This is a genomic window from Thalassospira australica (assembly GCF_044790785.1).
GTDB classification, from domain to species: Bacteria; Pseudomonadota; Alphaproteobacteria; order Rhodospirillales; family Thalassospiraceae; genus Thalassospira; species Thalassospira australica_A.
In genome coordinates, this window is sequence record NZ_CP085258.1 from 125,923 (window position 1) to 145,943 (window position 20,021).

A 20,021-nucleotide genomic window follows, 5' to 3' on the forward strand; every position below is an offset into this window, starting at 1 on the left:
GAAAAACGCCGTCCGGTTTCCCGTGACGGCGTTTTTCTTTGGGTGGAATTGCGATCAGCTTGCGCGAACTTCGTCCAGGAAGTTACCGACTTCGCTACGCAGGGTACCTGATTGTGCACCGAGTTTTTCGGATGCATCAAGTACCTGCCGGGCCGCGTCGCCGGTCTGGCGTGCTGCGGACTGCATTTCGTGAATGTGGCTGGTGACTTCCTGTGTACTCTGCACCGCCTGCTGGACGGAGTTCGAGATTTCGGATGTCGCCTGCCCCTGTTCCTGCACCGCGGCCGCAACCTCGGACGCGATTTCATTCAGGTTGGCAATGATACCGGTGATGCCGTCGATGGCACCGACGGCTTCCTGGGTTGACCCCTGAATGCCGGAGATCTGTGCTGAAATATCCTCGGTCGCGCGTGCGGTTTGGTTGGCGAGGTTTTTGACCTCGTTTGCGACCACTGCAAAGCCCTTGCCCGCGTCACCGGCACGTGCAGCTTCGATCGTGGCGTTAAGTGCGAGAAGGTTGGTCTGTTCGGCGATGGCTTGAATGATCTGAACCACTTCACCGACTTTCTGTGCCGAAACATCTAGCCCCTGAACCATTTCGTTGACCCGGTTGGCCTCGGTGCTGGCATTGGCGGTGATGTTCGATGTGTCATTTACCCGCGCACTGATATCGCGGATCGAAACGGAAAGCTGTTCGGCGGCACTGGCAACCGTTTCGACGCTGTGATTGGCCTGTTCGACGGCGGCGACAACCGCCTGCGATCCGGCTTCGTTCTGATGAACGGCGGCAACCATTGTCTGGGCGACTTGCTGCATTTCGCTTGATGCACCCGATACACCGTCGACAACACCCATGACGGTCTGCTCGAATCGCCCGGCAAGGCCGTTCATGGCTTCGCGACGTTTGGTTTCTGCGCGTTCGCGTTCCTGTTCGCGTTCGCGATCAAGTTGGGCAACACGGTTTGCATTTTCTTTGAAAACCTCAACCGAGGCAGCCATCTGGCCGATTTCATCAGTGCGATGAACGCCGGGGATGTGAATGTCGCGATTGCCCTCGGCAAGGGCCGCCATGGCACCGTTGATTTTCACAAGCGGGGTGATGATCTGATTGCGCAGGACAAACCAGGTGCTGCCCAGAAGAACAACAAGGATTGCCGCCGCAAGGGCCAACTGAATGATGACGGCCTGTTTTACCTCGGCATTTACGCGCTCCAGACTCCATGCGGTCAGTAGCATGCCGCGATACTGATCTTCGTCCCGGCGTTTGGAATATTTGGTGATCGGTGCCGCGACAATAACCGCGTTACCATCGATAAAGCTGACGACTTCCTTGTTTTCAAGCCGTTCCTTGTAAGGTTCGGCAAGGGTGGTTAGATCGTGTTCGGGAAGGCTTTCCGACTGATAAGTCGCGATCGGATCACCGCCGGGATTTGCCGCGACCAGCGATGCCAGCTGCGATCCTTCCTTGTCGGTGATTTTGCGGAATTCCTTTTCGACAGAATTGCCGTCCATGGCGATAAAGCCCGGTTGCACGGCCGTCGACAGCATTTCGGTTTTTTCAACCGACTCATTATACATGATTTCGATCATCGCATTGCGTTGCGAAACCGTCTGGATCGTCATCATTGCGCCAAAGCCGACAATCAGCAATGCAACCACGACCAGGATGACTTTGCGTCCGACAGAACCGCCGGATCGTTTGGTTTCGGCCATTTAAGGTCTCCCGTCCTTTGAAGCCCGATAATATTTGTTTCCTCGATACCTGTTTGTCTGTCCAAGATCTGTTTTGCGTGTCTGGGCTTGATCAAACAGGTTATGTCGTCTTTCCGGTGTTCCGAATTTCGGTTTAGGGAAACTGCCGGATCGACGGGCGTTTATTTTTGTGTAACTTCCCCAGGCTAGATGCCGCAGGGACGAGGATTGCATTTGCGTGCTTTCCTTCTGCTCCCGCAGAAAAGCTACTGCAAAGCGCCACATAACCGAAATAATTAAAATCGGCTTGGGTGAAATTGTCTGAAAGTCACCAAATGCGATAAAATCAACCTGTTTCGTTCAGGTTTTTAGCAAATAATGCTATTTGCATATCGACCATTCCCAACGTCGCGAATCGCTTGCCGATGGCGTCGGGGTTGGACATGTAGATACATATGGTGATGGTTGCCTGTCTTTATGACATTGTACGATCACGATGTGGTTGTTTTGAGGGGACGGGAACCCGAATGGCAAAATCCAGAACGACAACAAAATCGCGTGCGGCCAAAAAAGCACCTGCCGATATGCCCGTTAAAGATGACGCGACAAAGATGGACAATGGTGACTCACGTGTTCCAATGGCCATTCAAACCGGCATAGCCAAATCACTGGCGGCCGAGACCTTGGCAAAAACACCCATAGCGGCCCCGGCTGTTGCGGCGCGCCCTGCTAAAACGGAATTGTTTGCGCGCGCCCTTGAAGCCCACCAATCTGGCAAGATTGACGAAGCGATTTCGCTTTATGGTGCGGTTCTCAGACAAAACCCGGATCAACCGGATGTCTGGAATAATCTGGGCGTTGCCCTTAGACGTACCAAGCGGCTTGATGCATCGCTGGTTGCCTATCGCCGGGCGGCGGAATTGCGGCCCGGAAATGCCGGGCTTTGGTCGAATATGGGGAACTGCCTGCGCGAAATGATGCGGTTCGAAGAGGCCGCGGCGGCACATGCCAAGGCGTTGGAACTGAATGCTTCGATCAAATCGCATCCGTTCAATGCCGGTCTTGTCTATCGCGATACCAACCGTTTCGAACAGGCAATCCGGCATTTTGACGAGGCTCTTGCGATTGATCCCGACTATATTGATGCCAATTGGGACAAGGCATTGGCACTTCTGGCGATGGGGCAATATGACGCAGGCTGGGCCGGATATGAAACCCGCCGCAAGCTTGCCGATAATCCGATCAAGCCGATCCCAGATGTTCCGGAATGGGATGGCAAGGCCGATCTGCGCGGTAAAAGGTTGCTGCTGCGCGCCGAGCAAGGCTTTGGCGATATGATCCAGTTCGCGCGCTTTGTGCCGATGGTGGCAAAAAAAGCAGCCCATATTATCCTTGAATGCCGTGCGGAGCTGATCCCGGTGATGCGCACGATAGCAGGCATCGGCACGATTGTTGAAAAGGGTGCAAAGCTGCCACCTTTTGACATGCATGTGCCGTTGCTCAGCCTGCCGCACATTCTGAAAATCAGCGAAGCCGAACTGCATCGGATATCTTCCGAACCCTATCTCGGCGTTCCCAAAGGCAAGCAGGCCCGGTTAAGCCCGCCGCCAGGCACGGTGCTTAAGGTCGGGTTGATCTGGGCGGGCAAGCTTAACCCGCGTGACCGGTCCTGTCCGCTTGAAATGTTGATGCCCCTTATGGCGCAAAAAGGGGCCAGTTTTTACAGTTTTCAGGTCGATGAACGGCGCGGCGATATCGCAAAGCTTGGAGCCAGTGCCCTGATTACCGACATGGGCGAGCATATTCACGATTTCGGTGACAGTGCTGTTCTGATGCGGGCCATGGACCTGATCGTCACGATCGACAGCGCCCCGGCCCATCTTGCCGGCGCACTTGGGTTGCCGGTCTGGATGTTGCAACTTTACACGACCGACTGGCGCTGGATGGTTAATCGCGCCGATAGTCCATGGTATCCGACGATGCGGATTTACCGACAGGCAGTGCCGGGGGATTGGACCGAGCCGGTTGCCAAACTGGAGGCGGACTTTGCCAATCTGCTTAAGGCGCGTCTGGGAGCTGCGGGCTAGATCGCTGTGCTTTCAGGAATATCTGGCCCGGTATCGAACTGGAATATGTTCAAATCTTTGGATCAGATTGTTCCGCCTCTTGTGTTTGGCAGTGACTCGGCGTAGGAAAGCGCCTTAAATTTACGGATAACATCAATGGCTGTCCGATCTTGTGTCATGTGACGGGACTGGCAGCAGGCGATCCGGTTTTTGCGCAGGAGAAAGCTTGTGAGCGAAGCTGCTTATAACAAAGGTTTCCCGGTTTCCTGGGAACAGATGCATCGCGACGCACGCGCCTTGGCGTGGCGGTTGCTGGAAAAAGGTCCGTACAAGGGTATTATCGCGATTACCCGTGGTGGTTTGGTCCCGGCGGCGATCATCGCACGTGAACTTGACATCCGTCTGATTGATACAGTCTGCATTCGCAGTTACTCTGACAAGACGCGCGGCGATCTTGAGTGGCTCAAAGGGATTGAAGGCGACGGCACGGACATGCTGATTATCGATGATCTGGTCGATACCGGCAAAACCGCGAAGGCGGTTCGTGAAAAACTGCCGAAGGCTCATTTTGCCACGGTCTATGCCAAGCCGCTTGGGCGCGAGATTGTCGACAGCTTTGTTACCGAAGTTTCCCAGGATACCTGGATTTATTTCCCGTGGGATATGGAGCTTTCGGTTAATGCACCGATCTCTGAACGCGTTCGCTAATCGGTCTTGAATATCTGATCGTCTCTTCCTCAGGGCCCGTTGGACCGAAAAGAGGGGGGCACGATGCAAAGTCAAAATGCGGGCCTGCCATCATCAACCGTCATGAACACTCCAGTGGGACGGTTGAGGCAAGGCATTGTATCGATGGAGCTATTCTGTTGTCAGACGATTATCTCCGTGCTGTCTGACGAGCGGTCAAGACTGGCGGTTCAGCCATCTGAAATAAATGAACCCGGTATTGGGGATGGGCTTGCACCGGCCCTGAAACCGGGCTATAAAACCGCCGCCTAGCGGGTGTAGTTCAATGGTAGAACGGCAGCTTCCCAAGCTGCATACGAGGGTTCGATTCCCTTCACCCGCTCCAAGCTTTCCTCTTGAAATCCAAGATCAGTTTACCCCGCAGGGTGTGGTGCCGCGGCATGTATTGTTGCAACCATCAGGCATGCCGGTCGGGCAGCAGGATACGAGCCGGTCACGCAAGCGTTTGCGGGCGCGCCGAACACGTGATTTGACGGTGGGAAGAGCGATATCATAACGGGTGGCAAAATCGGTCTGCCGGGTCTGTTGCAGGTCAATCTCGGTCAGAACTGTTCGATCTGCATCCGGCATGCTTGAAATAAATCCTAAAAGACAGTCACTTAATCCCGTCATGTCAGGCCGTGCATCGACAGATTGATTTTTCGGAGAACCGGGCAAAGTAGGATCGGTTTTCAGGTCGTACTGGGCCATGCGATGACGTCCCTGTTTCCGATAGAAATCAGTAATTTTGCTACGAGCAACCGCATAAATCCATGCCGATGGATTATCTGCTGTTTGCAAGGACGCCTTGTTGCGGACGATAGCTTCGAGGATATCCGAGACAACATCATCGATATCATTTTCCGGAACACGGCTTCGAACAAAGCTGTGCAGGCCCTTTCGAAGAGCCTGCCAGTCCGGGGATGTTTGGTGCGAGACATTAAAGGTCATTGGTTTTTATGCGCAGCAAACCTGTTTGAGTTCGGATGTGGTACTGGTGTCTGATTGCTGCCCGCAACATCCTGCCTGTGATGGTTCGGTGTTGTTTCTGCCCGCCGCCGGTTCATCATCAAGAATACGATACCATTCCCAGGCCAATTCGTCCGGCTCCTTGACCCAGAGTTTGGCCTGTCTGGCATGGCAACATCCGGTTTCAGCGACACCGTCTGTTGCAAGATCGCTGCTGACAAGGCGATCTGATGTCTGTTCAAACTCGGACATGGTCAGACATTCAACGCCGATGTGATTAAGCTGCTCGTTCGCGTCGGGATGCTCAAACAAAACGAGTTTAAGCGGTGGTTCAGCGATTTCGAAGTTTGCGTAGCTGTCGCGTTTTTTGTGAACCGGGGTTGCGAACATTTTACTATAAAATGTGATGGCCCGATCAAGGTTTTTGACATTCAGGGCAAGTTGCAGGCGCATTTTTCGTCTCCAAATGATCATTATGATGATCTGGAAGACGAACAGACCGGCAAAAAGATGCAGGGTCAGATCATTTTTTCATCGGGGCATAGGAAAGGCCTTCTGCGCGGGCCTGTTCATCGCTGCAAGTGGATTTGCCCTTGAGCGCCGAGGCGTCCTTGTAGCGCGGATCAAGGGTCCCAAGGTAGTGGCCGTTGCCATCAACGGTGAAAAGGCAGCGCGCGTTTTCGCCGTCAAGACGTTTGCCTGATCGCCACTCGTTTGGCGGGATCATGTCTCCGCCATGAATACCGATCCCGGCATTGTCGGCCTCTTCCGAAAGACCGTCATAGCGATGGGAATATCCCTCAATCGGAAGCGCTTCGCCGTCACTGACCATGGCGGCAGCCACATCGCGTTCGCCAATGCCACATTCTACAATCGGGAAATCATCATCTTTGCCGGAATGTTCCCGGTCACCGGGCCAGCAGCGTACGGTAAAGGGGGCCATTGCGAAATATTTGCGAAGCTGCATGGCTGATGACATGCCGCAATCCCAGAAGCTGCCGTTATGGAGGCATTGCTGTCCAAGCTCTGGCGCATCAATTCCGGCAATGTCAGCAACGAGACCATCAATCATGATCGTATCGCCATCAATAACCAGAATATCGCGCCCTTTGGCTTCAAGCGCCATTTCTCTGCCGTTTGTCTTGTCATCGCCTGCGGCATGTACCGGTTTTTCTTGCAGATAGAACGTACTTGCGAGCGCGACAGAAATGGCCAGAAATGCGATCAGACGGAAAAAGCGGCTCAAGATGACCTCGATGGTTTGACGATTGGTGTTTGCTGCAATCGAGATACAGAATTGCATGAATGGCTTGGACAAGGACAGTCGAAAACAACGGCAAAATAATGACCCGGGATATCAGGAAATGAGCGCTTCCGACTGCCTGTCACAGTGCATCTGCGATAACAGGATGCAATCGCTGTCATTTGGCTGTAAAAGCGGATTTCCCGAGTTAGTCACGGACATTGTTCTTGTTTCGACTGCAACCCATCTTTTTCGTCGTAGGTATCATGGTCATCATCATCGGTGTATCGATGATGATTCCGGCTGCGGTTGACCTTTATTATGGCAATCCAGACTGGCAGATCTTTGCCCAGGCATCCATGACCAGTATCGGCCTTGGCGGTATGGCTTGCCTTGCCTGCAGGTCGGAAATCGGTCCGCGTGTGACGGCACGCCAGGGATATGTCCTGACCGTGTTTTCATGGATCGCTGTCAGTTTGACGGGCGCATTGCCGCTTTGGTTTTCATCCCTTGATATCAGTTTTTGCGATGCGGTTTTCGAAACCGTTTCGGGGTTGACCACGACCGGCTCAACGGTTCTGTCGGGGCTTGATGACATGCCACCGGGGCTTTTGCTGTGGCGGTCGATCCTGCAGTGGCTGGGCGGGATCGGGATTATTGTGACAGCACTTGCGTTGCTGCCGATGATGCGGGTTGGCGGGATGCAGCTTTTCCAGATGGAAAGTTCGGATCGTTCAGAAAAGCTGAGCCCCCGTATTCGCGATATGTGCCTGCAGATCGTGGTGATTTATGTCGGTCTTAGCGTCATCTGCATGATGCTGTACCGGTTTTTTGGTATGACCTGGTTTGATGCGATCAATCATGGCATGTCGACCCTGGCGACCGGTGGATATTCAACGTCCGATCTGTCATTTGCCAAGTTCGATTCCAGTCTGGCGCTGCACTGGGTTGGTATCATTTTCATGTTTGCAGGCGCCCTGCCGTTTACGGCTTATGCCGTGCTGGTGCGCAAACGCGATATCCGCGCGGTGACGAACAATCAGCAAATCCGGCTTTTTCTGCTGATTATTGCGGTATTCACCGGGCTTTTGACCCTGCGCTTGATGCATATTTCCGATGACGGGTTTTTCAGATCGCTGACCATGGCGGCGTTCAACCTTGTTTCGGTGATTACCACGACGGGTTATGCGTCGGGCGATTATCTGCAGTGGGGCCCCGCCGCGATCATGCTGTTTTTCTTTGCGACCTTTATCGGCGGGTGTTCCGGTTCGACCGCCGGCGGGTTCAAGATGTTCCGGCTTTATGTCGTGTTCACCGGCCTTAAAGCACATTTCATGCGGCTTCGCAGTCCTTCGGCGGTGATTGTAAGCCGGATCGACAAGCATGAAATCACGTCTGACATCTATAATGCGGTAACGGTCTATGTCTTCCTGCTGACGATCAGCTATATCGCGATCAGTGTTGCACTGGCTTTGACCGGTCTTGATCTGGTCACCTCGATGAGTGCGGCGGCAACAGCACTTGCCAATGTGGGCCCGGGTCTTGGCCCGATTATCGGTCCTGCGGGGAATTTCCAGTCGCTGCCCGATGCCGCCAAATGGATCCTTGATGTTGCGATGGTGCTGGGCCGGTTGGAGTTTGAAACGCTTCTGGTGCTTCTGTTGCCAGCGTTCTGGCGCGACTGATCTTGCGAAATCACGTTGTCTGTAACGAGGGTTAGCGACAACGCCCTGATTTTGCCTAAACTGATCGGCAGATTTCGCGAAACCACAATAGGAAGAAGACGCAAATGACAACATGGAACATCCCTGGTCGCAAAATCGTTCTTGGACTATCGGTTTTGATGGTGATGGGGACGCTTGGTGCCTGTTCACCGGAAGTTGGTAGCAAGGAATGGTGTGCCGACATGAAGGAAAAGCCGAAAGGCGACTGGTCGGCAAACGAGGCGACCGATTTTGCCAAGCATTGCATTTTCTGATTCCCGATTCCCGATTCTTTGCATTCAGGCTGCATTTTAGTCTGAAACGACGCAACGGCACCCTTTGGCAACCGTATGATGGAAAAAATGCCAAAAGGCAGAATTTTGCGCAAAACCCAATGAAAAAAGCACGGAACAAGTCGTTTGTAATGGCGTTTGAGTTCCAAGATTGCCGTGCATGCGTGCGATGCAGCAAGGCGCATTTGCCAACGGAAAAGAAATCCCTATAATGCGCGGCCCGCGAGCAATCGCGTGAGTCGAACAAGACAGTAATTTTTATACGAGGTTAGACAATTATTATGAGTGCCGAAAATCTCCATGTCGGTGTGATCGGCGCAACCGGTGCGGTTGGCGTCGAGCTGATCAACGTTATGTTTGATCGCAACTTCCCTGTGGGTGAACTCACCCTGTTCGCGTCCGAGCGTTCGGCAGGCAAGACCGTGGAGACCAAGTACGGCACTAAGACCATCGCGCTGTTTTCGGTTGAAGAAGCCAAGCAGTGCGACATTGTCTTCCTTGCCGTTTCCGGCGATTTCGCCAAGGAATTCGCCCCGCAGATCGCCGAGGGTGCGCTGGTGATCGACAACTCGTCGGCGTTCCGCCTGAATGACGACGTGCCGTTGATCGTCCCGGAAATCAATGGTGATCTTGCCAAGACTGCCAAGCTTATTGCCAACCCAAACTGCACCACTGCGATTGCCGCCGTGGCCCTGTGGCCGCTGCACAAGGCGTTTGGTTTGAAAAAGGTCATCGTTTCGACCTATCAGGCAGCATCAGGTGCCGGTCAGCCGGGCATGAACGAGTTGCGCGAAGGTCTGGCAGCAGGTCTTGACGGCAAACCGGTTCCGGCCGAGGTTTTTGCCCATCCGCTGGCGTTCAACGTTATCCCGCATATCGATAGCTTCCAGGAAAACGGCTATACCCGCGAAGAGATGAAAGTCACCTGGGAAACCCGCAAAATCTTTGGCGAGCCGAACCTGCCGGTATCTTGCACCGCTGTTCGCATCCCGACCGAGCGGACTCATTCCGAGGCAATCGTTATTGAAACCGAAAAGGTTGTGACCCCTGCGGCCGCGCGTGAAGCGCTGGCCAATGCCAAGGGTGTCAAGCTGGTCGACGATCCGGCAAACAATGTCTATCCGATGCCGGTCAATGCAACCAAGCAATACGACGTCGAAGTCGGGCGTATCCGGTCAAACCTGATCTTTGGCGATCATGGTCTGGAACTGTTTGTTGCCGGTGACCAGTTGCTTAAAGGTGCCGCACTGAACGCTGTCCAGATTGCGGAAGCCTATATTGCCGACTAAGCGGTAAACCGGAATATCAAAGAAAACGGCCCCGAGTTTGGGGCCGTTTTTGTATCCGAATCACGAAGCGGGTCAGGCGACCGAGATATGGTCGCGACCGGCATTCTTGGCGGTATAAAGCGCGTTATCGACACGCGTGATCAGTGTTTCAAATTCCTCGCCATCGCGATACTCGGTAATACCGGCACTGACGGTGACCAGAATATTATCCCGTCCGAAATGTATCGGATGTTCGCGAATGGCATCGGAGATTTCGCGGGCTTTGGTCATTGCATCCTGACGGCCAAGGCCCGGCAACAGCAGAACGAATTCATCACCGCCCCAGCGGCACAAGGTATCGGATTCACGGGTGTGCTGGCGAATGGTGGTGGCGACTTCCTTAAGTGTGGCGTCGCCGCCGGGATGCCCAAAGGTATCATTGACCTCTTTGAATTCATCAAGATCAATACAGACAACGGCAAGGGTTTCACCACGCCGTTTGCAGGATTTTGCGACACCTTCAAACACCAGATCGAAAACCTGTCGGTTGCAGGCCCCGGTCAGTTTGTCCCGCGATGCCAGTTCTTCGAGGCGGTTTTGATAATTTCGGATCGTCAGATAGGCCGCAATACCGACAATGGCGGTAATCAGAAGCGAGATCGCGATATTGATCAAAAACGTGGTTTCGATTCGCTGATCGCCCACATGCTCTTTTTGTTCGACCAGAAGCAACCAACCGAATTCCGGCACCAGACGGCTGTTGACGAAATAGGTTTCGCCATGATCCTCATAGGTAATCGAGGAGCCTGGTGATGTCAGGATCTGGGTGGCGTGAAGGCGGATGCCGTCCCGGTCATGCAGGGTTTCGGACGTACCAAAGCCACTGCCATGCAGGGTGATGCGGCCTTCCTGATCAACGAAGTAAATCGTTCGCCCATAACGTTTCTGATAGGTTTCAATCAGGCGGGTGACGGAATTGACCGACAGTCCGACACCGGTAATACCGATAACGTTGCCGTCATAGTCGCGCACCTGATAATTGACAAAAACCGCCAGACGTGACCTATCCGCGGTATCGTGATCGACATTGATTTCATAAGGTTTCTGGTTGTCGCGTGCCTGAAAATACCAGAAATCGGCCGGGTCATCTTCGGAAACCTGTTTGATCACCCCGGTCGGGTGATAATAGTTCCGGCTTTTGTCCGAGATGAAATAGGATGTGACTGTGTCATACCGCATCTGGATTTCACCAAGATAGCGGATGATTTGTTCCGGGTTATTTTCCCCGGCGAGCGTCCAGTCGCGGACAAAGGTATCCTGCGCCATCAGCGACGAGATAAAGATGGGCTGCAGCAGATCACGCTGGATTTCTGAATATATGTTATCGCTGGTTAGCGGCAGCGTACTTTCGGCAATCTGCTGTTCCAGCGACTGCCGGGCGACATAGAAACTCACAAAACTCGTGGTCAGAAAACCAACGACCAGCAGAACGCACAAGATAACAGCGAAGTAGATTTTCTTTCCCGGCACGGAAAGCCCCCAAGGCAGTTCAAGGGCAACGTCAGGCGTTGCAAGTTATTGTTATTCAGGGAAGATTGTTTCCCCGATTTAAACTTATTCGATAATTCGCATATTTTCTATCGGCCTTTTGGCCTGTGGTTCGGATTACTTTCATAGGTGGTGAAGCGTATCAAAAAATAAACCGCCAGTCAGTAAGCTGGCGGTTTATTTGAAACGGATAATATTCTGCGGGTACTTTAACGGCGGAAAACGACCGTCTTGTTGCCGTTGCGAAACACACGATGTTCACAATGCATCTGGATTGCACGCGAGAAGACGACAGATTCAATATCCCGACCTATTTCTACCATATCTTCGGCAGTCATCGTGTGATCAACATGCTCGATGGCCTGATGAATGATCGGACCTTCGTCAAGGTCGGGGGTGACGTAGTGGGCTGTCGCCCCGATCAGCTTCACACCGCGCAAATGTGCCTGATGATAGGGTTTTGCACCCTTGAAGCTTGGCAGGAAGGAATGGTGGATATTGATGCAGCGACCTTCGAGCGAACGACACAGATCCGTTGACAGGACCTGCATATAGCGCGCCAGACCAACCAGATCGGCATCATGTTCGTCAATGATATCAAGCAGCCTGGTTTCCTGGCTTGCCTTGGTTTCCCTGGTCACCGGCAGGTGATAGTACGGAATTCCGTACCATTCGACGATGCCGCGCATGTCTTCGTGGTTTGAAACAATCGCCGGAATTTCGATATGCAGATTGTTTGAGGCGACCCGATGCAGCAGATCGTTCAGGCAGTGGCCAAACTTTGACACCATCAGCAGCACTTTTGGCTTCCGATGAAAATCGTGCAGTTCCCAGTGCATCGTGAATTTATCAGCGATGTTGGCGAATTTATCGGCAAACTCGGCCTTCGTGCGCAGAGCACGACCGGCATCGAATTTCACGCGCATGAAAAAGCGGTTGCTTTGCGGATCGCCGAACTGCTCCAGCTTGTTGACGAACGCGCCTTCCTCGGCAAGGAAGCTGGTGACACCGGCGACGATCCCGAATGTATCCGGGCAGGTGATCGTCAGGATGAAGGTCTTGGCGAGTTCGGACATTTCCGCTTTGTCTTTCGGTTTTGAATTTTGATCTGCAAGCGATATAGCGGCGTTGACAGGCTGTGCCAACCCGGAATTGACCGTAATCAGGTTACGCAAAGGCAGATAGACGCAATTTACATGGCTATGTTCCTGACAGCATCAAATCACTGGTCGTACCCGAACCATATGTTTAAATGCTGGACATTGACGGGGTATCTGCCAAGAATTCCGCTGCGTTTGACGGAAGATGATGCAACCGGACCGGTTTTTCGGTTATGCAGGGCAGATTGACAAAGACAATTGCGAACACATGTTGGCCCGGTTCAAGGGGGAGCGGGCGTAAAACATGGTACGGGGCCATTCATTGATCGATTTTCGTCCAATCCTTTTTATCATTGGCATCTTGCTGTGTACCTTGTCGATCGGCATGTTTGTCCCGGCACTCGTTGACCTTTATTACGGTCAGAATGATTGGCAGGTGTTTTCGGTTGCATCGGCGGTATCGCTGTTTATCGGCGGTGCGCTGGTGATGATGAACCGGATGGACAACTTGAAATTCACATCACGTCAGGCCTTTATTCTGACCACGGCAAGCTGGCTTGTTTTGACTGCTGTATCAGCATTGCCATTTGCGTTTTCAGACCTTGATATGAGTTATACCGACGCCTTTTTCGAAGCCATGTCCGGTATTTCGACTACGGGCTCAACCGTGATCGTCGGGCTTGATACGGCCCCCCCGGGCATTTTGCTGTGGCGGGCGCTTTTGCAATGGCTTGGCGGGATCGGGATTATCGTCATGGCGATCGCGGTTATGCCGATGCTGCGAGTTGGCGGGATGCAGCTTTTCCGTATGGAAAACTCCGATAAGTCGGACAAGGCCTTTCCGCGCGCGACCCAGATTGCCATTGGGATCGCAAGTCTCTATCTGGGCTTTACCATTATCTGCGCGATCCTTTTATGGTGGGCGGGAATGCCTGCGTTTGATGCTATCGCACATGCAATGACCACGATTGCGACCGGTGGTTTTTCGACCAAGGATGCATCGGTTGGCCATTTCGACAATACGACTGTCGATGTGATCATTACACTGGGAATGACAGCAGGTGCGCTGCCCTTTATTCTTTATTTACAAACCCTGCGCGGACGACCGTCTGCTCTTTTCCGGGACGGGCAGGTACGATGGTTTGTCGCGATTGTCGGTTCAGTCGTTCTGGGTTTGGCCATCTGGCATTCGGAAACCAACAATGTGGCGTTTCTTGATGCGCTTCGATACACATCCTTCAACATTGTTTCGGTGATGACAGGTACCGGTTACGCTACCACCGATTATGGCCTTTGGGGCCCCTTTGCAGTTACGGTTTTCTTCTTCGTGATGTTTATTGGGGGTTGTGCCGGGTCGACCACCTGCGGGGTGAAAATCTTCCGTCTGCAGGTGCTGTATGAAATCGCCAAAATCCAGTTGTCGCATATGTTGCGACCGCACGGCGTTTTCATTGCCTATTATAACCGAAAACCGCTTTCCGAAGATGTCACGGAATCGGTGCTGAGTTTCTTCTTCCTGTTCGTGTTTTGCTTTGTGGTTCTGGCTGCGGCCCTGGGGGCGATGGGTCTTGATTTCATCACCGCAGTTTCAAGTGCAGGTACGGCGATTGCCAATGTCGGGCCGGGCCTTGGCCCGATTGTCGGCCCGTCCGGCAACTTCGCAACCCTGCCAGATGGAGCCAAATGGCTGATGTCAATCGGTATGCTGATTGGGCGTCTGGAAGTTTTCACAGTTCTGGTCTTGCTGTTCCCGGCTTTCTGGCGCGATTGAATCCCCGTGTCTTTCCTTTGGCACGTTGGTGTTTGTCGAACACGCCGTGGTTTGTCTGATTGACGTATTAGGACAATTGACCTATTTTTATTAGGTCAGTTGTCCTAATGCGGTTTCAGGTACTAACAACAGGGACGCACACGAATGGCTGTGGAACAAGGTACGCGGGAGAGGATTGTCGAGGCCGCCGATCAGCTGTTTTATCAACAGGGGTTCGAGCCAACCTCCTTTGCCGATATTGCGGACAAGGTCGGTATATCGCGTGGAAATTTCTACTATCACTTCAAAACCAAGGACGAGATCCTTGATGCCGTGATCAATCGGCGTCTGGGCAATACCAAACAGATGCTTGATCATTGGGAGGCAGAAGGAGAAGACCCGGCCGCCCGTATTCGAAGTTTCATCCATATTCTGATCGTCAACGGGGAAAAAATCCGGCGTTACGGATGTCCGGTCGGAACACTTTCTGCTGAACTGGCAAAACTTGACCATGCTGCACAGCGTGATGCAGCGGGACTTTTTACTCTTTTTCGCATCTGGCTGTGCCGCCAGTTCGAACGACTTGGCTGTGGGGAAAAATCGGATGAACTGGCGATGCATTTGCTCGCCCGAAGTCAGGGTGTTGCAGTTCTTGCCAATGCTTTTGGCGACGAAAAATTTGTGCAGCAGGAAGTCAATCAGATGTGCGACTGGCTGGATGCGCAGACTTGTCCAATCCGTACCTAACGGAAATACAGGACGAAAGCCATTCGGAGAATATCAATGTTCACCATTTTACTAACGTTTTCGGATAACCGGGCAAAGGTATCGCAGTTCATGGAAGGCCATAAACAATGGATCAACCAGGGATTTGACGATGATGTGTTTTTGGTGGCCGGAAGTCTTCAATCAAATCGCGGTGGCGGAATCCTTGCCCATAACACAACGTTTGAGGAACTGACGGCGCGCGTGAATGCAGACCCGTTTGTTACCGAGAACATTGTCGAGGCCGAGATCATTGAAATCACCCCGGCCAGAGCGGATGAACGTTTGGAATTCCTGATGGCGTGACATTCCAGGAACAACAAAAGAGGGGCGAATATGGGGACCACAACGATCAGCGCAGATGGTAAAACACGTTGTAAATGGTGTGATGCGGCACCGGAATTTGATGCTTACCACGATAGGGAATGGGGCTTTCCGGTTGGTGATGATCGCCGGTTATTTGAAAAAATCTGTCTGGAAGGCTTTCAGTCAGGCCTAAGCTGGCGCACCATTCTGGCCAAGCGGGAAAATTTCCGGGCGGCATTTGATGATTTCGATTTTAATCGTATTGCGAAATTCACAGCATCTGATGTCGAACGGTTATTGCAGGATAGCGGTATCATTCGCCATCGCGGCAAAATCGAAGCTGTCATCAATAACGCCAATCGTGCCTGCGAAATGGTGGAGGCAGAAGGATCGCTTGCTGCCTATTTCTGGCGGTTCGAGCCGCAGGAGCCTTCTGTTGGCCGACCGCAAATGGCATCTACGTCCGATACGTCGGTGGCAATTTCAAAAGATTTGAAAAAACGTGGCTGGAAATTTGTTGGTCCAACAACCGTTTATGCCTTCATGCAGGCGATGGGATTGATTAACGATCACGCAGAAGGATGCTTTATGCGGCCGGTAATCGATGCTGCACGCCTGGAATTTCGAAGGCCGTGATTTTAGGGAAGGTGGCGATGCCAGACCTTGGGTCAGGAGCGGATCGGGGATCGGGATATCGGTCCAGCATCGCCTTGACCCAACAATGCCAAATGAAATTGACTTGGTAAAATCGAATGTAAATTTAAATTCGATAGGAAAAATCTATTTATCCGTGTCTGGCATTGATATCACGCGGCAATTTTACGCCATCAATGGCAGGGTAACGCAGAAAATAGCACCATCCGGTCCGGTTGCACGAAGGCGAAGATCACCTTTATGTGCAAGGATGAGTTCACGCGCGATGGCAAGCCCAAGACCGGTTCCGCCCTTTCTGCCGGTTGCGGCAAACGGTACAAACAGGTTCTTGATCGCCTTTTCGGGCAGGCCGGGGCCGTTATCGATGATGAGAATCTCGACAAACTTGCTGGTATTTTCCGGATTGTCTGCGTGGCATTGAATCGTTACTTCGGTTGCCCCGGCATCCAGCGGATTGCGGATCAGGTTGCTGAAGGCACGAAACAGCTGGTCGTAATCGGCTTCGATCATCAGTTCGGCCGGCAGTTCGATACGGATTTTGGCTTTGCAATGTTCCTTGGGCGTGTCGGAAACATCCGACGCGGGCAGGCTTTTATCTCCGTTTTGCAGCAATACCTGATCGCGCACTTCTTCAATCAGTTCGATCAGTGTAAAGCGCGCGATATCAAGGGCAGGTGGTGCTTCTCGGGCGAAGGACAGAGTTTGTTCGCTGATATAAACGGCACGTTCCATAGACGATAACAGGCGGGGCACCACAGCACGGACTTCCTGATCTTCGCTGTGGGCGAGTTTTTCTGTCATCAGCATTGATGTTGCCAGCGCATTGCGCAGATCATGGCTGATTTTGGTTGCTGCTGTGCCCAGAGCGGCAAGACGACGGCGCTGGTTCAGCATCGCCTGCAAATCGTGCTGCATATTTGCCAGTTCGTGCCGGGCAATGCCGATTTCATCATCGCGGTCATCGGGGATAATTACCGATCCCTTGTCTTGAGGGTTTTCACGAAAACGGATCATGTCACTGGTCAGCGTCCGCATAGGGCGCACCAGTAACCGGTTCAGGGCGAAATAAACCAGTCCGGCCGTAAAGAACGAAATCACCAGCGACAGTCCCAGTACCCGCCAGCCGAAATTACGCATGTCTTCGGCAAGTCCCTGTTCATGGATCAGTATTTCAATCTCGAAATCCGGGGCCATGGAGGGCATGCCGACCACGCGCAACATCCGATCATGCGGTTGGGTCAGGGTGGAAAGGCCTTCGTAAAGTGCCATTGGAATGGAAAAAATCGTTAGATCGACATCATGATCGACTTTGGCGGGCATGTCATCGCGCTGAAGCAGCAATTTGCGACCATCGCGGCGCAAAATAACTGCTTCGATCCCGGCATTGGAAAGCAATTCCTTTTCGAGATCGTCGGGGATCATCTGATCGGGTGTTGCTTCAAGTGCCAGGGCGGCGAGATAACCGGAGTCAAGATGTGCCTTGAGCCAATCGACCCGATAACGCGCGACAGACGGTGCGAAAACAAAAATCTCGGCCAGCATAACAAAGCCCACTGTCAGCACGAGCAAGCGTGCCGACAGCGATTTGGCCCATGGAGGCAGTTTGAGATGTGGGCGTTCCATGACGAATGTTAGCCAGAGACCGGGAAAAATGTACAGCGTTTCAGAAGCTTGTGCCTGATTGCCATGTATTAACCGAGCTTCAGGAGGAAACGGACAATCTTGCGGGTCTTTTCGCTAAACAGACTTGGCGTGTACCAGGCCCCGGCAACGCGTTTGGACAATTCGCCAAGGGTTGGATAGGGCACGATCATTCCGGCAATGGCGCCGATCTTCATTTTTTTCGATATCGCCAGCGCCCAAACCCCGATCAGTTCACCTGCCTGATGCCCGACAATCCCGGCACCAAGGATTTTACCCTTCGGCGTGGTAACGACCTTGATAAAGCCATCGGTTTTGGCCTCTGCCCGTGCCCGGTCATTTTCAGCGTAATTCCATGTAACCACCCGGATCGCATCGCCAAATTTTTCGCGAGCTGCAGTTTCACTCAAACCGACCTGTGCCAGTTCCGGATTGGTGTAGGTGACCCAGGGAACAGAACTGTAATCAACCTTGGCAGGCAGTCGGAACAGCACATTGCGAATGACAATGCCCGCATCATATCCGGACATATGGGTGAATTGCAGGCCACCGGTGACATCGCCGATGGCAAAAATTTTCCGGTTGCTGGTTCGTAGCCTTTCATCGACCTGGATCCCGCGTGCGCTGTATGCCACCCCGGCTTCATCGAGCCCAAGATTCTCGACCGTCGGCTTGCGTCCGGTCGCGATCAGAAGGTGGCTGCCTTCAATGGTAATCTTCGTACCATCTCGCTCGATGATCACGCGGATCTGGTCGCCATTGGCTTCAACCCGGCTGGTTTTTACCTTTTCATACAGACTGATGCCAGCCGCCTCGATCACATCGCGAACCACGGAAACAAGGTCGGCATCGTCCTTGGGCAGGATCGTTAACATTTCGATCACGGTGACCTTCGCGCCAAGCTGTCGGTGCGCCTGCGCCATTTCAAGGCCAATGGGCCCCCCGCCGATAATGATCAGGTGATCCGGGCAGGTCCGGTTTTCAAAAATCGTTTCATTAGTGAAAAATGCAACATTATCAATTCCTTCAATCTGCGGTACGGCGGCCCGCGACCCGGTGGCGATGACAAACCGTTTGGCCTGGATACGTTTGCCGCCGGCAACCACTTCGCCGGGAGCCGTAAAGCGTGCCTCGGCCTGAATGACGGTACAGCCAAGGTCTTCGAACCGTTCAACCGAGTCATGTGGGGCAATCCCCGCAATCACCGCATGCACATGATCCATCGCATGTGCAAAGTTGACCGAAACCGGGCAGGTGGAAATGCCGAAATGCGATGTGGTTCGGGCATTTTCGGCAGCATGTCCTGCGGCCAGAAGTGCCTTCGAAGGCACGCATCCGGTATTCAGGCAATCGCCCCCCATCTTTCCTTTTTCAATCAGGACAATGTTGGCCCCCATCTGCACGGCACCAGCGGCAACAGAAAGCCCGCCCGATCCGGCGCCGATAACACAGATATCGGTTTTGATCACTTCGCTCATTGGCTGTTTGCTCCGCCATTGCGGTTACGGAACTTTTTATAGATCACGGGGATCATCGCCAGAACAGCAAGACCGATGATCGGTGTCAGGATGCGGGGTTCGAAAATGATGCCAAGGTCAGGTGTCTTCCCCTGATCAAACAGTGCACCCAATCCGTCGCCAATCGAAACATAAACAAACGTCCCGGGAATAATGCCGATTGCCGTTCCCAGAACAAAGGATCGAAACTTTACCCCAAGCAAGGCCGGAACCAGATTGACCAGCCAGAACGGAAACAGCGGCACCAGACGCAGAACCATCAGATAACTAAACGCATTTTCAGCAAATCCGGCTTCCATTTTGCGAATCGCATTGCCTGCCTTAGCGTGCATCAAATCGTAAAAGGCATATCGCGTGGCCAGATAAACCACGGTCGCGCCGACAGTTGCAGCAATCACGATATAAGCGGTGCCAAGCCACGCGCCAAACAGGAACCCGCCAACAATGGTCAGAAGCGACCCGACAGGAAGCGACAGGGCAACTGCAACCGCGTAGACCACCATGAAAACCATTACGCTCAGGGTCGGATTATCCGTGACAAAATCCTGAAGAATCTCGCGATTCTCCCGCAGGGTTTCGAACGAAAAATAATCCACAGCACCGGATACCCAGGCCAGGACAAGCCCGGCAATGAGGATCGAAACCGGCAAAAGTTTGCGCCAAAGCGGGCTTTTGGCTGCTTTGAGCGATGCGGTGTCGGTTTCATCGTGCGGTGGGTGGCCTGCAGTCATTGTTTGTGTCTTGGTCATTGATTTTACTATCTTTAACGGCATGCGTTCG

Annotated in this window: 18 protein-coding genes and 1 tRNA gene; 10 read left to right on the plus strand and 9 right to left on the minus strand. The window is 52.9% G+C overall.

The features are described 5' to 3' along the window. Positions 1–54: 54 nt before the first annotated feature. Positions 55–1,713, minus strand: a complete 1,659-nt coding sequence (locus LG297_RS00590; protein WP_404424105.1) for a methyl-accepting chemotaxis protein — start codon at positions 1,711–1,713, stop codon at positions 55–57. A gap of 506 nt (positions 1,714–2,219) precedes the next feature. Here LG297_RS00590 and LG297_RS00595 point away from each other — a divergent pair. The 3 genes from LG297_RS00595 to LG297_RS00605 all read left to right on the plus strand — a co-directional run bounded on the left by LG297_RS00595 (position 2,220) and on the right by LG297_RS00605 (position 4,830). Continuing rightward, complete coding sequence (locus LG297_RS00595) at positions 2,220–3,779, plus strand: tetratricopeptide repeat protein (protein ID WP_404424107.1); 1,560 nt, start codon at positions 2,220–2,222, stop codon at positions 3,777–3,779. A 207-nt stretch (positions 3,780–3,986) separates the two neighbouring features. Next, complete coding sequence (gene gpt, locus LG297_RS00600; RefSeq protein ID WP_062952220.1) at positions 3,987–4,466, plus strand: xanthine phosphoribosyltransferase; 480 nt, start codon at positions 3,987–3,989, stop codon at positions 4,464–4,466. A 290-nt stretch (positions 4,467–4,756) separates the two neighbouring features. Continuing rightward, positions 4,757–4,830 (plus strand) — tRNA-Gly (locus LG297_RS00605). Between the two features lie 23 nt (positions 4,831–4,853). Here LG297_RS00605 and LG297_RS00610 read toward each other — a convergent pair. From LG297_RS00610 to LG297_RS00620, 3 genes are all read right to left on the minus strand, one after another. Continuing rightward, the gene (locus LG297_RS00610) at positions 4,854–5,435 is read right to left on the minus strand and encodes a sigma-70 family RNA polymerase sigma factor (protein ID WP_404424109.1); all 582 of its coding nucleotides are present in this window, start codon (positions 5,433–5,435) and stop codon (positions 4,854–4,856) included. A 6-nt stretch (positions 5,436–5,441) separates the two neighbouring features. Beyond that, positions 5,442–5,906 (minus strand): ArsI/CadI family heavy metal resistance metalloenzyme, encoded by a 465-nt coding sequence (locus LG297_RS00615; RefSeq protein WP_404424111.1) that lies wholly within the window; start codon positions 5,904–5,906, stop codon positions 5,442–5,444. A 70-nt stretch (positions 5,907–5,976) separates the two neighbouring features. Continuing rightward, on the minus strand, positions 5,977–6,699 hold the full coding sequence (locus LG297_RS00620; protein WP_404424113.1) for a thermonuclease family protein: 723 nt from the start codon (positions 6,697–6,699) through the stop codon (positions 5,977–5,979). A 224-nt stretch (positions 6,700–6,923) separates the two neighbouring features. Between LG297_RS00620 and LG297_RS00625 the strand changes: the two genes are divergently transcribed. From LG297_RS00625 to LG297_RS00635, 3 genes are all read left to right on the plus strand, one after another. Beyond that, on the plus strand, positions 6,924–8,381 hold the full coding sequence (locus LG297_RS00625) for a TrkH family potassium uptake protein (protein WP_404424115.1): 1,458 nt from the start codon (positions 6,924–6,926) through the stop codon (positions 8,379–8,381). Positions 8,382–8,485: 104 nt separating this feature from the next. Then, entirely contained in the window at positions 8,486–8,674 is a 189-nt protein-coding gene (locus tag LG297_RS00630) for a DUF3012 domain-containing protein (RefSeq protein ID WP_404424117.1), read from the plus strand. 299 nt (positions 8,675–8,973) lie between these two features. Next, positions 8,974–9,981, plus strand: coding sequence for an aspartate-semialdehyde dehydrogenase (locus LG297_RS00635; protein WP_404424119.1), 1,008 nt, complete (start codon positions 8,974–8,976; stop codon positions 9,979–9,981). 72 nt (positions 9,982–10,053) lie between these two features. On the opposite strand, the gene LG297_RS00640 is transcribed toward LG297_RS00635, so the two are convergent. Together LG297_RS00640 and purU are read right to left on the minus strand one after the other, a co-directional pair. Then, entirely contained in the window at positions 10,054–11,490 is a 1,437-nt protein-coding gene (locus LG297_RS00640) for a diguanylate cyclase (RefSeq protein ID WP_404424121.1), read from the minus strand. Positions 11,491–11,717: 227 nt separating this feature from the next. Beyond that, the gene (purU, locus tag LG297_RS00645) at positions 11,718–12,584 is read right to left on the minus strand and encodes a formyltetrahydrofolate deformylase (protein WP_404424123.1); all 867 of its coding nucleotides are present in this window, start codon (positions 12,582–12,584) and stop codon (positions 11,718–11,720) included. Between the two features lie 346 nt (positions 12,585–12,930). Between purU and LG297_RS00650 the strand changes: the two genes are divergently transcribed. The 4 genes from LG297_RS00650 to LG297_RS00665 all read left to right on the plus strand — a co-directional run bounded on the left by LG297_RS00650 (position 12,931) and on the right by LG297_RS00665 (position 16,065). Beyond that, positions 12,931–14,379: a TrkH family potassium uptake protein gene (locus LG297_RS00650; protein ID WP_404424125.1), complete on the plus strand. Its 1,449-nt coding sequence runs from the start codon at positions 12,931–12,933 to the stop codon at positions 14,377–14,379. 144 nt (positions 14,380–14,523) lie between these two features. Further along, a complete protein-coding gene (locus tag LG297_RS00655; protein ID WP_404424127.1) occupies positions 14,524–15,105 on the plus strand; it encodes a TetR/AcrR family transcriptional regulator in 582 nt (193 codons plus the stop codon). 36 nt (positions 15,106–15,141) lie between these two features. After that, positions 15,142–15,429: a YciI family protein gene (locus LG297_RS00660; RefSeq protein WP_404424129.1), complete on the plus strand. Its 288-nt coding sequence runs from the start codon at positions 15,142–15,144 to the stop codon at positions 15,427–15,429. A 30-nt stretch (positions 15,430–15,459) separates the two neighbouring features. After that, positions 15,460–16,065 carry a DNA-3-methyladenine glycosylase I gene (locus LG297_RS00665; RefSeq protein WP_404424131.1) on the plus strand — a complete coding sequence of 202 codons (606 nt, stop codon included), beginning with the start codon at positions 15,460–15,462 and terminating at the stop codon, positions 16,063–16,065. Positions 16,066–16,248: 183 nt separating this feature from the next. Here LG297_RS00665 and LG297_RS00670 read toward each other — a convergent pair whose 3' ends face one another. The 3 genes from LG297_RS00670 to LG297_RS00680 form a co-directional block, all read right to left on the minus strand. After that, entirely contained in the window at positions 16,249–17,706 is a 1,458-nt protein-coding gene (locus tag LG297_RS00670; RefSeq protein WP_404424133.1) for an ATP-binding protein, read from the minus strand. A gap of 68 nt (positions 17,707–17,774) precedes the next feature. Next, a complete protein-coding gene (locus tag LG297_RS00675; protein WP_404424135.1) occupies positions 17,775–19,202 on the minus strand; it encodes a dihydrolipoyl dehydrogenase family protein in 1,428 nt (475 codons plus the stop codon). Beyond that, entirely contained in the window at positions 19,199–19,990 is a 792-nt protein-coding gene (locus LG297_RS00680; protein WP_404424137.1) for a TVP38/TMEM64 family protein, read from the minus strand. Before LG297_RS00680 ends, LG297_RS00675 begins: the two co-directional genes overlap by 4 nt. Between the last annotated feature and the right edge of the window lie 31 nt (positions 19,991–20,021).